The sequence below is a fragment of the Pseudomonas oryzagri genome, from assembly GCF_020831405.1.
GTDB lineage: Bacteria > Pseudomonadota > Gammaproteobacteria > Pseudomonadales > Pseudomonadaceae > Geopseudomonas > Geopseudomonas oryzagri.
Window position 1 is genome coordinate 84,403 of record NZ_JAJHPU010000017.1, and the last position, 12,880, is coordinate 97,282.

The 12,880-nt window shown below is 69.6% G+C and carries 12 protein-coding genes; 6 read left to right on the forward strand and 6 right to left on the reverse strand.

The genetic code is table 11. The features are described from left to right. Positions 1 to 156 precede the first annotated feature (156 nt). Positions 157 to 738 (forward strand): superoxide dismutase, encoded by a 582-nt coding sequence (locus LMJ29_RS05565; protein ID WP_229604521.1) that lies wholly within the window; start codon positions 157 to 159, stop codon positions 736 to 738. Between the two features lie 172 nt (positions 739 to 910). Beyond that, positions 911 to 2,956 carry a putative bifunctional diguanylate cyclase/phosphodiesterase gene (locus LMJ29_RS05570; RefSeq protein WP_229604522.1) on the forward strand — a complete coding sequence of 682 codons (2,046 nt, stop codon included), beginning with the start codon at positions 911 to 913 and terminating at the stop codon, positions 2,954 to 2,956. An 11-nt stretch (positions 2,957 to 2,967) separates the two neighbouring features. Here the strand turns inward: LMJ29_RS05570 and LMJ29_RS05575 are convergent, their stop codons facing one another. Continuing rightward, positions 2,968 to 3,873 (reverse strand): E3 ubiquitin ligase family protein, encoded by a 906-nt coding sequence (locus LMJ29_RS05575; protein WP_229604523.1) that lies wholly within the window; start codon positions 3,871 to 3,873, stop codon positions 2,968 to 2,970. After that, entirely contained in the window at positions 3,873 to 4,445 is a 573-nt protein-coding gene (locus tag LMJ29_RS05580) for a LemA family protein (protein ID WP_229604524.1), read from the reverse strand. The genes LMJ29_RS05575 and LMJ29_RS05580 overlap by 1 nt, the downstream gene beginning before the upstream one ends. Positions 4,446 to 4,604: 159 nt before the next feature. On the opposite strand from LMJ29_RS05580, the gene LMJ29_RS05585 reads away from it, so the two are divergent. The 4 genes from LMJ29_RS05585 to LMJ29_RS05600 all read left to right on the forward strand — a co-directional run bounded on the left by LMJ29_RS05585 (position 4,605) and on the right by LMJ29_RS05600 (position 9,798). Beyond that, positions 4,605 to 5,948, forward strand: a complete 1,344-nt coding sequence (locus LMJ29_RS05585; RefSeq protein ID WP_229604525.1) for an imelysin family protein — start codon at positions 4,605 to 4,607, stop codon at positions 5,946 to 5,948. A 171-nt stretch (positions 5,949 to 6,119) separates the two neighbouring features. After that, positions 6,120 to 7,541: a di-heme oxidoreductase family protein gene (locus LMJ29_RS05590; RefSeq protein ID WP_229604526.1), complete on the forward strand. Its 1,422-nt coding sequence runs from the start codon at positions 6,120 to 6,122 to the stop codon at positions 7,539 to 7,541. A gap of 10 nt (positions 7,542 to 7,551) precedes the next feature. Further along, a complete protein-coding gene (locus LMJ29_RS05595) occupies positions 7,552 to 8,646 on the forward strand; it encodes an imelysin family protein (RefSeq protein WP_229604527.1) in 1,095 nt (364 codons plus the stop codon). 54 nt (positions 8,647 to 8,700) lie between these two features. Then, positions 8,701 to 9,798: a DUF1513 domain-containing protein gene (locus LMJ29_RS05600; RefSeq protein WP_229604528.1), complete on the forward strand. Its 1,098-nt coding sequence runs from the start codon at positions 8,701 to 8,703 to the stop codon at positions 9,796 to 9,798. A 143-nt stretch (positions 9,799 to 9,941) separates the two neighbouring features. Here the strand turns inward: LMJ29_RS05600 and LMJ29_RS05605 are convergent, their stop codons facing one another. The 4 genes from LMJ29_RS05605 to LMJ29_RS05620 form a co-directional block, all read right to left on the reverse strand. After that, positions 9,942 to 10,172, reverse strand: a complete 231-nt coding sequence (locus tag LMJ29_RS05605) for a hypothetical protein (RefSeq protein WP_229604529.1) — start codon at positions 10,170 to 10,172, stop codon at positions 9,942 to 9,944. Between the two features lie 121 nt (positions 10,173 to 10,293). Further along, complete coding sequence (locus tag LMJ29_RS05610) at positions 10,294 to 11,757, reverse strand: ArnT family glycosyltransferase (RefSeq protein WP_229604774.1); 1,464 nt, start codon at positions 11,755 to 11,757, stop codon at positions 10,294 to 10,296. 64 nt (positions 11,758 to 11,821) lie between these two features. Further along, positions 11,822 to 12,094, reverse strand: coding sequence for a lipid-A-disaccharide synthase N-terminal domain-containing protein (locus LMJ29_RS05615; protein ID WP_229604530.1), 273 nt, complete (start codon positions 12,092 to 12,094; stop codon positions 11,822 to 11,824). Position 12,095: 1 nt separating this feature from the next. Next, positions 12,096 to 12,878, reverse strand: coding sequence for a glycosyltransferase family 2 protein (locus tag LMJ29_RS05620; RefSeq protein WP_229604531.1), 783 nt, complete (start codon positions 12,876 to 12,878; stop codon positions 12,096 to 12,098). Positions 12,879 to 12,880: the final 2 nt, after the last annotated feature.

Consider the following 12,880-nt stretch of genomic DNA (forward strand, 5'->3'; position numbering starts at 1 on the left):
GCGTGGATAAGGCCTGGGGCCGGTGCTATGATGCGGCGCTGACCGCGCGCATCAGCGCGGCGCGAAGCCGCCCGTGATGGCTTTGCCAACCGGCACCGTGCGCCGACTTTCCGCACCTTGCGCCTGCATACACCTGATGATGAAAGGGAGATAACCATGGCTTTCGAATTGCCGCCGCTGCCATACGAGAAGAACGCTCTCGAGCCGTACATTTCCGCCGAGACCCTGGAATACCACTACGGCAAGCACCACAACACCTACGTGGTGAACCTGAACAACCTGATCCCGGGTACCGAGTTCGAAGGCAAGACCCTGGAAGAGATCGTCAAGACCTCTTCGGGCGGTATCTTCAACAACGCCGCCCAGGTGTGGAACCACACCTTCTACTGGAACGGCCTGAAGCCCAACGGCGGTGGCCAGCCCACCGGCGCCCTGGCTGACGCCATCAACGCCGCCTTCGGTTCCTTCGACAACTTCAAGGCCGAGTTCACCAAGGTCGCCATCGGCACCTTCGGTTCCGGCTGGGCCTGGCTGGTGAAGAAGGCCGACGGCTCCCTGGCCCTGGCCAGCACCATCGGCGCCGGCTGCCCGATGACCAGCGGCGACACCGCGCTGCTGACCTGCGACGTCTGGGAACACGCCTACTACATCGACTACCGCAACCTGCGTCCGAAGTACGTCGAGGCGTTCTGGAACCTGGTCAACTGGGACTTCGTGGCTGCCAACTTCGCCGCCTGAGTCGCCCGTCCGACCTGAAGAGGCCCGGCTCCGCCGGGCCTCTGTCTTTCTGCCGATCGCTGCCGCGACCGGCATCCCATGGCGACCACGCGCCCTTTGACGCCGGCGCAGCGATTCCCAATACTCTGTCGCGCTCCGCGAGCCGGGAAGTGCCAGACAAGGAATCGTGCACGTGCCGCCAGACCTCAAGAAGAGCCTCTCCTATCGGCTGTCGGGCCAGCTCCTGCTGGCCGCCCTGGCGCTCGGCCTGCTGCTGGCCGCCGGGCAGATCGCGGTCGAGCGGCAGCAGATCCGCCAGGCCATCCACGACGACGGCGAGCGCCTGCTCGCGCTGTTCGAGGCTGCCGTCACCCACGCCGTCAGCCGGCACCGCCGCGACCTGGCCGACGATGTGGCAATGCACCTGCTCAACCATCCCGGCGTTCTGCTCGCCCGCGTGCGCGACGGCCACGCCATCGTCCTCGCCGAGCGTACCCGCGCCGAGACGCCGGGCCACCCGCTGCTCGGCGCGAACCAACGGTTCACCCTGCGCCTGAGCGATCCGGCGCTGCCGCACGAGCCGACCGGCGATCTCGAGCTGATCCTGGGCAGCGCCTACCGCAGCGGCGAGTTCCTCGCCAGCGCCAGCCTGAGCCTCGCCAGCCACCTCGCCGGCGCCCTGCTGCTGGGCCTGACGCTGCTCCTGCTCGGCCAGCGGCTGCTGACCCGGCCGCTGACCCAACTGCTCGAGCACCTCGCGCGGATCGAACCGGAGCGTGCCGGCGAACAGCAACTACCGCGCCTCAAGGGGCACGAGCAGGACGAAATCGGCCGCTGGGTCGAGCGCACCAACCAGTTGCTCGCCGCCATCGCCCGCCAGCAGAGCCAGCGCCGCGAAGCGGAGAACACCCTGCAACGCATGAGCCAGTTCGATCAGCTCACCGGCCTGCCCAATCGTCAGCTGCTGCAGCGCCAGCTGGAGCGCCTGCTGCACGAGGCCAGCCGTCGCCAGGAACGGCTGGCCGTGGTCTGCCTCGGCCTCGACGGCTTCACCGCGCTCAACGAGCGCTACGGCTACCAGATCGGCGACCGCCTGCTGGTCAGCGTCGCCGACCGCCTGCGCCACCTCGACAGCCAGCTGGGCAGCCTGGCGCGCCTGGGCGGCGACCAGTTCGCCCTGGTGCAGATCGCCTTCGAACACAGCTACCAGGCCGCCGACCTGGCTCAGCAGGTGCTCGACGCCCTGGCCCAGCCGCTGCAGATCGAACAACACGCGATCGGCCTGCCCGCCACCGCCGGCATCGCCCTGTTCCCCGACGACGGCGACAGCGGCGAACGCCTGCTGCAACGCGCCGAGCAGACCATGAGCCTGGCCAAGCAGGGCGCCCGCCAGCGCTACCAGTTCTTCATCGCCAGCCTCGACCGCGAGATCCGCCGCCGCCGCCAGCTCGAACAGGACCTGCGCCAGGCCGTGCACAACGAGCAGCTGGAGCTGTACTACCAGCCGCAGGTGGAGAGTCCGGGTCACGTGTGCGTCGGCGTCGAGGCTCTGCTGCGCTGGCGCCACCCGCAGCTGGGCTTCGTGCCGCCCGACCAGTTCATCCCGCTGGCCGAGCAGAACGAGCTGATCCTCGAAATCGGCGACTGGGTGCTGGAGCGCGCCTGTCGACAGCTGCGCGACTGGCACCAGCAGGGCCTCGCCGGACTGCGCATGGCAGTCAATCTGTCCACTTCCCAGCTGCGCAGCGACCGGCTGCCGCGCCAGGTCGCCGGCCTGCTGCAACGCTACGGCCTTCCGGCCTACAGCCTCGAGCTGGAGGTGACCGAGACCGGGCTGATGACCGACGTCGCCGGCGCCGCCCAGCAGCTGCACAGCCTGCGCCGCAGCAAGGTGCTGCTGGCGATCGACGACTTCGGCACCGGCTATTCCTCGCTGAACTACCTGAAGACCCTGCCGCTGCACAAGATCAAGATCGACCGCAGCTTCATCCGCGAGCTGCCGCACAACGAGGACGACGCCACCATCGTGCGCACCATCATCCAGCTGGCCCACAACCTGAACATGCAGGTGCTGGCCGAAGGGGTGGAAAGCGTCGAACAGGAGGCCTACCTGCTCGCCCACGGCTGCCGCGAAAGCCAGGGTTACCTGCATTGCCGGCCGCTGCCGGCGTTCGAGGTCACCCAGTACCTGCTCACCGCCACGCGCCGCCAGCCGACCTCGCTCACGCAGCCGATCTGAAGAAGGGCGGCCTAGCCGAGACCGGCCTGGCGCAACAGCCAGGTCGTCGCCAGCGTGCCCCCCATGCACAGCAGGGCTGCGGCCAGCGCCTGCCAGCGGAACACCCGCACCAGTTCGTCCTCGCCCTTGCACGACAGCAGGAACGGCAGGCTCTCCGCCGGCCGCTGCAGGCGGTGCTGCTCGGGTGCCCGGCTGGCTGCGGTGTGGCGGTCCTCGGCTTCCAGCTGCGCGGCCAGGCGCACCAGGCGCCACTCCTGCTCGTTCAGCTCGCCGCTACCGTCCCGGTCGAAACGCGCCAGCAGGCCCTGGAAGTCCTGCTTCCACTCGCGCACCACCGCCCCCTGCGCCGCGGCCAGGTCAAGCCCCTGGCGACCGCCGCCGCTGCTGCGGAACTCGCCCAGCACGTACAGGGGATCGCCGGCGTGCAGGCGCTCCTCGACGTAGCGGTAGCGCTTGCCCATGCTCAGCAGCCCGGCCAGCAGACCGTCGGGCTGCGCGCGCCGCGGATGGCGCTGATCGCCGTGCCAGACCTGACGGCGCGCCGGACGCACCTCGGCGCCGAGCGGGTTGATCAGGCACTGTCCGGAGCCATCCTCGAAGCCCAGCCAGGCTTCGCTGCTGGCCGACTCGACCACCCGCCAGGACTTCTGCTTGCCGTTCTCGCGGTACTCCTCGATACGGTAGCGCCACCACAGACACGGCGTGCCGGTCAGCGGCGCGCACAGCGGCTCGCCGGGGCCGCCCAGCAGCACGCCGTACAGCTCGACGTAGCCCTGCGCCGCCGAGCGGATCTTCGAGGTCGGCATGTCCTGCAGCAGCCGCGCCTGGCCCAGCCGCCTGAGGCACCACCAGCCGCCACCGACACTCGCCGTCCCGGCCATGCCGAGGGCGACCAGCCAGCCCGGATCGACCGCCATCAGCCGAACAGCTGCTTGAGGTCGACGTCGCTCTTCTCCGCCTCGCTGAACTGCAGCAGCTCCGCGCTCCTGAAGGCGAACAGACGGGCGAGCAGCACGTCGGGGAATTGCTCGATACGCACGTTGTTGAGATTGACCGCCTCGTTGTACAGCTCGCGGCGGTCGGCGATGCCGTTCTCCAGACCGGTGATGCGCGCCTGCAGGTGCTGGAAGCTCTCGTTGGCGCGAAGTTGCGGATAATTCTCGGCGACCGCGAACAGCTGGCCGAGACCGGCACGCAGCCCGCTCTCGGCACGACCGAGGGCGGCAACGTCGCCCTGCTCGCGGGCGCGGGCCACCGCACTGCGCGCGGCGACCACCGCTTCCAGGGTGTTGCGCTCGTGCTGCATGTACTGGCGGCAGGTTTCCACCAGCTTGGGCAGCTCGTCGTGGCGCTGACGCAGCAGCACGTCGATGTTCGACCAGGCCTTGGTGACCCCGTGCTTGAGGCGCACCAGCGCGTTGTAGAGCTGCACGGCGTACCCCGCCAGCAGGACGATGACCACCAGTACAGCGACGCTACCCAGACTCATGCGCGGACTCCCTGTCAAATGGCGGCATTGTAGCGGCAAAACGAGCGGCATGACCGCGCGCGAAGGCACAACAACCACTTGCATAATGCGAATATTTCGCATTATGTTCCGACATCATTTACCGTCAAGCCATCCCTCAGCGTTCCCAAGGATCAATCCATGTCCCGTTTGCCTCTGGCCGCCAGCCTGCTCGCCCTCTCCATCGCGCTCGCCGGATGCGGCGAGGACAAGAAGCCCGAAGCGCCCGCCCAGGCCGCGGCTCCGGCCGCTGCCCCCGCGGCCGCTCCGGCGCCCGCCCAAACCGCCGCCATCGATCCGGCCGCGGCCAAGGCGGTGGTCGGCCACTACGCCGACCTGGCCGCTGCCGTATTCGGTGACGCGCTGAGCGCCGCGCAGAACCTGCAGAAGGCCGTCGACGCCCTGCTCGCCAATCCCAGCGACGCCACCCTGAAGGCCGCCCGCGAAGCCTGGATCGCCGCCCGCGCGCCCTACATGCAGAGCGAGGTGTTCCGCTTCGGCAACCCGGTGGTCGACGACTGGGAAGGCCAGCTCAACGCCTGGCCGCTGGACGAGGGCCTGATCGACTACGTCGCCGCCGACTACCAGCACGCGCTGGGCAACCCGGGCGCCACCGCCAACATCATCGCCAACCCGTCGATCCAGGTCGGCGAGGACAAGCTCGACGCCAGCACCATCAACGGCGAGCTGCTGGCCAGCCTCAACGAGCTGGGCGGTTCGGAAGCCAACGTCGCCACCGGCTACCACGCCATCGAATTCCTGCTCTGGGGCCAGGACCTCAACGGCAGCAACCCGGGCGCCGGCAACCGCCCGGCCAGCGACTACCTGGTCGGCGAAGGCGCCACCGGCGGCCATAACGAGCGCCGCCGCGAATACCTCAAGGCCGCCACCGCGCTGCTGGTCAGCGACCTGCAGTACATGGCCGGCCAGTGGCAGGCCGGGGTGGCCGACAACTATCGCGCCAAGCTGGAGGCCGAGCCGGCCGAGAACGGCCTGCGCAAGATGCTGTTCGGCATGGGCAGCCTGTCGCTGGGTGAACTGGCCGGCGAGCGCATGAAGGTCGCCCTGGAGGCCAACTCCACCGAGGACGAGCAGGACTGCTTCAGCGACAACACCCACCACGCCCACTTCTACGACGCCCTCGGCGTGCGCAACGTCTATCTCGGCGAGTACAAGCGCATCGACGGCAGCCTGCTGAGCGGCCCGAGCCTGTCCAGCCTGGTGGCCAAGGCCGACGCCCAGGCCGACGCCGCGCTCAAGGCCGACCTCGACGCCAGCCAGGCCGCGCTGCAGAAGATGGTCGACAGCGCCGAGAAGGATGGCGTGCACTTCGACCAGCTGATCGCCGCCGACAACACCGCCGGCCAGCAAATCGTCCGCGACGCCATCGCCGGTCTGGTCAAGCAGACCGCCGGCATCGAGCTGGCCGCCACCAAGCTGGGCATCAGCGATCTCAATCCGGATACCGCCGACCACCAGTTCTGAGCCGCCAACGGCGGGTCGCCGCGTGCGCCCCGCCGTCCCTCCTGCGGCCGAGTGCCGCAGCACCGGAAACGCCCGCGCCGCGCGGGCGTCAGCCGGGCAGCAGATGCAAACCACTCTTATTTCCACGGAAACAGACTGTTACACTGCCCCATCCATTCCGGAAGCCCGTCCATGCCCCTATCGCCCGCCCTGCGCCTGCTCGCCCCGCTCGTCCTGGGCCTTGCGCTGAGTGCCTGCGACCAGGGCCCGCGCTTCACCGCCGCCGAACCCGGCGAACAGCTCTCCGCCGGCGCCGCCACGGTCAACCGCAGCGACCGCGCCGCCTTCTCCCAGCCCTCGGCCAACCTGTCGCCGACACGCCGGCTGGACTTCAGCGTCGGCAACAGCTTCTTCCGCAATCCCTGGGTGATCGCCCCGTCGACCACCATCGCCCGTGACGGCCTCGGCCCGCTGTTCAACACCAACGCCTGCCAGAACTGCCACGTCAAGGACGGCCGCGGCCATCCGCCGGACCTCGGCAACGACACCGCGGTATCCGCCCTGGTGCGCCTGTCGATTCCCGCGCAACCCGGCCAGGAGGCGCTGCTCGAGCGCCAGGGGGTGATCGCCGAGCCGGTCTACGGCGGCCAGCTGCAGGACGTCGCCGTGCCGGGCGTGGCGCCCGAGGGCAAGCTGCGGGTCGGCTACAGCAGCGAAGTGGTCACCCTCGAGGACGGCAGCCGCGTCGAGCTGCAGAAGCCCGCGCTGCAGATCAGCCAGCTCGGCTATGGCGAGCTGCATCCGGATACCCGGTTCTCCCTGCGCGTGGCGCCACCGATGATCGGTCTCGGCCTGCTCGAGGCGATTCCCGAAGCGGCGCTGCTCGCCAACGCCGATCCCGACGATCGCGATGGCGACGGCATTTCCGGGCGCGCCAACCAGGTCTGGGACCGCGCCAGCCAGAGCAGCCGTCCCGGTCGCTTCGGCTGGAAGGCCGGCCAACCGTCGCTCAACCAGCAGAACGCCGACGCCTTCTTCAACGACATGGGCCTGACCAGTTCGTTGATCGCCGGCACCAGCTGCACCGGCGGCCAGGCCGACTGCCTGGCCCAGCCCCACGGCGGCGCGCCGGAGGTCAGCGACCACCTGCTCGCCCAGGTGCTGTTCTACACCCGCAACCTCGGTGTGCCGGCGCGGCGCGGCGTCGACACCGCGCAGGTGCTCGCCGGCAAGGGCCTGTTCCATCAGGCCGGCTGCCAGGCCTGCCATACGCCGAAGTTCACCACCGCCAGCGACGCCGCCGAGCCGGAACTGGCCAATCAAGTCATTCGTCCCTACAGCGACCTGCTGCTGCATGACATGGGCGACGGACTGGCGGACAATCGCCGCGAATTCCAGGCCAGCGGCCGCGAATGGCGCACCCCGCCGCTGTGGGGCATCGGCCTCACCCAGACGGTCAACGGTCACACCCGTTTCCTCCACGACGGCCGTGCACGCAACCTGCTGGAGGCCATCGTCTGGCACGGCGGCGAAGCCGAAGGCGCCCGTCGGAAGGTGATGGCCTTCGATGCCGGGCAGCGCACCGCCCTGCTGGCCTTCCTCGAATCCCTCTAAGGAGCTGTTCATGCTGCGCCCCGCCCTGCTGTCCCTGGCCGTGCTGGCCTCCCTCGCCGGCTGCTCGAAGAGCGAACCGCCGAAGCCGAAGGTCGAACCCTTCGCCGCCGCCAGCGCCGCGGCCACCGACGGCGTGCTGCTGCCAGCCTACACCCGCTGGACCGACAGCGACCGCCAGCTGGCCGACAGCGCCCGCGCCTTCTGCGCCGGCGAGCAGGATCTGGCCGCCGCCCGCCAGGCCTATCTCGCCGCCCACACCGCCTGGGCCGCCCTGCAGCCGCTCGCCGTCGGCCCGCTGAGCGAGGGCAACCTGGCCTGGCAGGTGCAGTTCTGGCCGGACAAGAAGAATCTGGTGGCGCGTCAGGTCGGCGCTCTGCTCGACAAGACCCCGCAGCTCAAGCAGGCCGACCTCGAGAAGGCCAGCGTGGTGGTGCAGGGCCTGACCGCCTACGAATACCTGCTGTTCGACGAAGGCATCGACCTCGCCGACCTCGAGCAGAAGCGCCGCTATTGCCCGCTGCTGCTGACCATCGGCAGCCACCAGCAGGCGCTGGCGGCCAAGGTGCTGGCCGCCTGGCTGGGCGACCAGGGCCTGGCCAAGCAGTTGAAGAACTTCCCCAACGGCCGCTACACCGAAGGCCGCGAAGCGGTGGCCGAGCTGCTGCGCGTGCAGGTCGGCGCCATCGACGGCCTGAAGAAGAAGCTCGGCACCCCGCTGTCGCGCGGCAGCAAGGCCCAGCCGCAGCCCTACCAGGCCGAGGCCTGGCGCAGCGGCGCCTCGCTGGCGCTGATCGATGCCAGCCTGGCCAGCGCCGAGGCGCTGTGGCGCGGCGGTGCCGGCCAGAACCAGGGCCAGGGCATGCGCAGCCTGCTCGGCAAGGAGCAGGCCGACCTGGTCACCCGCATCGACGCCGCCTACGCGGAAACCCGCCAGCGCATCGCCGCCTTGGGCCAGCCGCTCACCGCGCTGCTCGCCGACGAGGCCGGGCGCGCTAGCCTCGACGAGCTGTACGACAGCCTCGACCGGCTGCATCGCCTGCACGAGGGCGAGCTGGCCAAGGCGCTGGGCATCCAGCTCGGCTTCAACGCCCACGACGGCGACTAACCCCCTGCTGCTGCCACCGCCGCCCGGCGGTGGTGCCCTTTTCCGGAGAGGCTCATGCTACGACGCACCTTCCTCGGCCTGGGCGGCGCGCTGCTCGCCGCCTCCGCCCTGGGCGGCTGGACCCTCGGCCGCGGCGCAGGTCAGGCGCCGCTGCTGCTCTCGGCGCGCAACGACGCCGACGGCCGCCACTACGCGGTCGGCTACCGCCTCGACGGCAGCCGGCAGTTCGCCGTGGCGGTCGCCGAACGCTGCCACGACGTGGTGCCGCACCCGACGCTGCCGCTGGCGCTGTTCGTCGGCCGCCGGCCGAGCCGCGAGAGCTACCTGATCGATACCCGCGACGGCCGCCTGCTGCAGACCCTCGCCAGCCCGGCGGACCGCCACTTCTACGGCCACGCGGTGTTCCACCGCGGCGGCGAGTGGCTGTACAGCACGGAGAACGACACCCGCGACCCCGGCCGCGGGGTGATCGGCGTCTGGCGCCTGGACGGCGAGCGGCTGCTGCGCAGCGAAGAGCTGTCCAGCCACGGCATCGGCCCGCACCAGCTGCTGTGGATGCCCGACGGCGAGACCCTGGTGGTGGCCAACGGCGGCATCCGCACCGAGGCCGACAGCCGCGAGGCGATGAATCTCGACGCCATGGAACCGAGCCTGGTGCTGCTGCGCCGCGACGGCACGCTGCTCAGCAAGGAGCAGTTGCCGGCCCGGATGAACAGCGTGCGTCACCTCGCCGTGGCCAGCGACGGCACGGTGGTCAGCGGCCAGCAGTACGAGGGCGATCCGCAGGACGCCGTGCCGCTGGTGGCGATCAAGCGTCCCGGCCAGCCGTTCCAGGCCTTCCCGCTCGACGAGGCGCAGCGCCTGGCCATGCACCAGTACACCGCCAGCGTGGCGATCCACAGCGAGTTGCGCCTCCTGGCGATCACCGCGCCGCGCGGCAACCGCCTGTTCATCTGGGATCTGGACAGCGGCGCCGTGCGTCTGGACGAGCCGTTGGCCGACTGCGCCGGCGTCGCCGCCTGCGCCGAAGGCTTCGTGGTCAGCTCCGGACAGAGCCGCTGCCGCCTGTACGACTGCCGCGAGGCAAAGATCCGCATGCAGGCGCTGGAGCTGCCGGCGGCGCTGTGGGACAACCACCTGCGCCTGGTCTGAGGGCCTGCCTCAGGCTTGCTCCCTGCCACAACGACAACGGCCGCCCGGCAGATCTGCCGGGCGGCCGTTTTTCGTTTATCTAGACCTGTTCGCTTGCCCGCCTCTCCAGGCGTGCTCGCTATCCTCGGGCGGCGCGCGAGGCTTCAGCTGCGCATGCCCTGGACCAGTCCGAACAGCACCAGCAGGCTATCCGGCTCGATCTGGTCATGGCCGCGCGTTCCGACCAGCGCGGTGCTCGGCGCCAACGCCTGATGGACCGGCCCGCTGCCACTGCTCACCAGCGTCAGCCCCGGTTGCCACCAGTTGGCCGCCGCCAGTCCGAGGACCCCGACAGCCGCGGCCAGGAACAGGCCGCGCAGGATGGACAATCTCATTTCGGCACTCCTCTCTGACGGCCCGACGACCGTCCAACCACCGTACTCGACTCGACGCCGGGCGACCGACCGATGCGACGAGTGACCGGCCCTGCGCGCCGCCAATCTGCCGAACGGTCCATCAGCGCACCATCGCCAGCCAGGCGAAGCGATACACCTTGGCGGGCAATTCGCCGTGGCAGTTGCCGTTATCCGCCTCGACACCGACCAGATACCAGTCCGCCCACGTGCGCCCGCCCTGCTGGCGCGCCTTTTCCGGCAGGAAACAGCGCGCCAGCTCCCTGGCGGGCACCAGGGCGAACGCCTGCGGATGCAGACGCAACCACTCGACCACCTGCTCCGGCGATTCCTTCGAGTGGAAGCCGAAATGCACGATCGGTTGACGCGCGAACAGCCAGAAACCCTCGCGCCACTGGGGCAGCAGCAGGTCGGCGCCGCCGGTCACCCCGGCCACCTCGCGCATCAACGTTTCATTGGGATTGGCGCCTTCCTTGAGCGGCTCCACCCAGCCGCGGGCGAACAGGACGGCGAACCAGGCCACTGCCAGACCAAGGAACACCTTGCGACCCCGCGGCCGCCGGGCGAACCAGCGGCGCAACAGCCAGGGCACCAGCGGCGCGACCAGCAGCACCATGGCGGGCAGCGCCGGATAGATGTACAGCTTGCGCTTGCCGCTGCTCAGGCTGAAGAACAGCAGGACCAGCACCACCCAGCCCAGCAGCACCAGGACCCGCCCGTCGCGCCTGGCCAGCTGCCGGCGCCAGGCCGGCACCAGCCAGGGCAGGGCCAGGAACATCGGCAGCCAGTACTTGGGGATGACCTGGACGAAGAAGTACCAGAACGGTTCGCGGTGGTGCCAGGCGCTGGCGTAGCGTTCGGCGGTCTGGCGCAGGAGGATGTCCTTCACGTAGGCCAGGCTCTCGGCATCGCCCTGCCCCGCCACCAGCAGCGCCAGCGGCAGCAGCCAGACGGCGATCGCCGCCAGCATCGCCGGCAGCCCCAGCCACCAGGCGCGCGCCTGCCCGGGCATGGCGACCACTCCCGACCAGCCACGGCGCACCGCATGAAAATAGGGGATCAGCAGCAGGATCGGCAGGAAGCCGACCCCCTTGCTGATGACGCCGAAGCCCATGGCGGCACAGGCCAGATAGAACCAGCGCCAGTCCGGACCGAGCAGCAGGTGGCGGAGCATGCCGTAGAAGGCGAGGACGATCCACAGGCAGAGAAAGCCGTCGATCTGCCCGGCGCGCAGCACGCTGTAGGTCTGGTAGCTGGCCAGGAACAGCAGAGCGGCGATCACCCCGATACGGCGATTCCACAGGCGGCTGCCCAGGTCGTACAGGCACACCGTCGCCGTCACGCCGGCCAGCATGGCCGGCAGGAACAGCGCCAGTTTCGGCGAACCGGTGAGCTGTACGCACAGGGCCACCGCCCACATGAACAGCGGCGGCTTGTCCGGATAGATCTCCGCGGCCCGGTGCGGGATGAACCAGGAGCCGTTCTGCAGCATCTCCAGGGCCACGCCGAGGAATCGTTCCTCGTCGACGTTGAACGGCTGGCGCAGCCCCAGGCCTGCGCCGAGCATGGCCAGCGCGAGCAGCACCAGCCAGAGCAGCTCCCTGCGCTGCGGATTCGACGGCGGCACGGGGCTACTCCTCTTGCTCTTTCTGGCGGGCGATCAGTTGCAGATTGCGCAGGTAGACGACGAAGCCGAACGACTGGCCGAGGATGAACACCGGATCCTGGCGGTAGATGGCGTAGGCCAGCAGCAGGGCGCTGCCGATGAGACTCAGGTACCAGAAGCCGACCGGAATGACGCTGCGCTTCTTGTACTCGCTGTACAGCCATTGCAGGGCGAAGCGCCCGGTGAAGGCCAGCTGGCCGGCGAAGCCGACCACCAGCCAAAGCGATTCCCGTCCCATATCAGCCCTCGACCTCGTGCGCCACAAGGTCCAGGCGGGTGCGCTTGATCAGCCACCACACGCCGAACAGGTCGAGGATGCCGACCAGCGCGCGGTCCAGGTTGCCGTAGTTGGACACCCCGGCGCCGCGCGGCCGATGGTTGACCGGCTGGACGATCATCCGTCCGTTGTGGCGCTGGATCAGCGCCGGGATGAAACGGTGCATGTGGTCGAAATAGGGCAGACGCAGGAAAGCCTCGCGCTCGATCAGCTTGATGCCGCAGCCGGTGTCCGGGGTGGCGTCCCTGAGCAGGCGACTGCGCAGGCGGTTGGCGAAGCGCGAGGCCCAGCGCTTGCTGGCGGTGTCGCGGCGGCTGACGCGGTGGCCGGCGACCAGCTTGACCGCGTCGGCACGCCCTTCGCTGCCGCGCACCAGCGCGAGCATGCCGGGGATATCGGCCGGGTCGTTCTGCCCATCGCCGTCGAGCGTGGCCAGCCAGTAGCCGCGCGCGGCCTGGGCCGCGTGGTAGATCGAGGTGCTCTGTCCCAGCGAGCGGGCATGACTGAGGATGCGCAACTGGGTATAGCCGCCGTTCTTCAGGGCGCGCAGGGCGGCGGCGGTGCCGTCGGTGCTGCCATCGTCGACCACGATGACTTCGAAAGCCTCGCCAGCCAGGGCGCTGCGCACTTCTTCGAGCAGCGCCGGCAGGTTGCCGGCTTCGTTCTTGGCGGGGATCAGGACGGAAACGTAGATGCCCTGGGACGCGACGGCGCCGGGCGGATTGGAAGTGCTTTGCTGGGTCATTG

Bases quoted from the DNA above. Each gene is read 5' to 3' on its own strand.
- LMJ29_RS05600 (WP_229604528.1), top strand. From the start codon at position 8,701: ATGCTACGACGCACCTTCCTCGGCCTGGGCGGCGCGCTGCTCGCCGCC.
- LMJ29_RS05565 (WP_229604521.1), top strand. From the start codon at position 157: ATGGCTTTCGAATTGCCGCCGCTGCCATACGAGAAGAACGCTCTCGAG.
- LMJ29_RS05590 (WP_229604526.1), top strand. From the start codon at position 6,120: ATGCCCCTATCGCCCGCCCTGCGCCTGCTCGCCCCGCTCGTCCTGGGC.
- LMJ29_RS05610 (WP_229604774.1), bottom strand. From the start codon at position 11,757: ATGCTCGGCGCAGGCCTGGGGCTGCGCCAGCCGTTCAACGTCGACGAG.
- LMJ29_RS05620 (WP_229604531.1), bottom strand. From the start codon at position 12,878: ATGACCCAGCAAAGCACTTCCAATCCGCCCGGCGCCGTCGCGTCCCAG.
- LMJ29_RS05580 (WP_229604524.1), bottom strand. From the start codon at position 4,445: ATGAGTCTGGGTAGCGTCGCTGTACTGGTGGTCATCGTCCTGCTGGCG.
- LMJ29_RS05595 (WP_229604527.1), top strand. From the start codon at position 7,552: ATGCTGCGCCCCGCCCTGCTGTCCCTGGCCGTGCTGGCCTCCCTCGCC.
- LMJ29_RS05575 (WP_229604523.1), bottom strand. From the start codon at position 3,873: ATGGCGGTCGATCCGGGCTGGCTGGTCGCCCTCGGCATGGCCGGGACG.
- LMJ29_RS05615 (WP_229604530.1), bottom strand. From the start codon at position 12,094: ATGGGACGGGAATCGCTTTGGCTGGTGGTCGGCTTCGCCGGCCAGCTG.
- LMJ29_RS05605 (WP_229604529.1), bottom strand. From the start codon at position 10,172: ATGAGATTGTCCATCCTGCGCGGCCTGTTCCTGGCCGCGGCTGTCGGG.
- LMJ29_RS05585 (WP_229604525.1), top strand. From the start codon at position 4,605: ATGTCCCGTTTGCCTCTGGCCGCCAGCCTGCTCGCCCTCTCCATCGCG.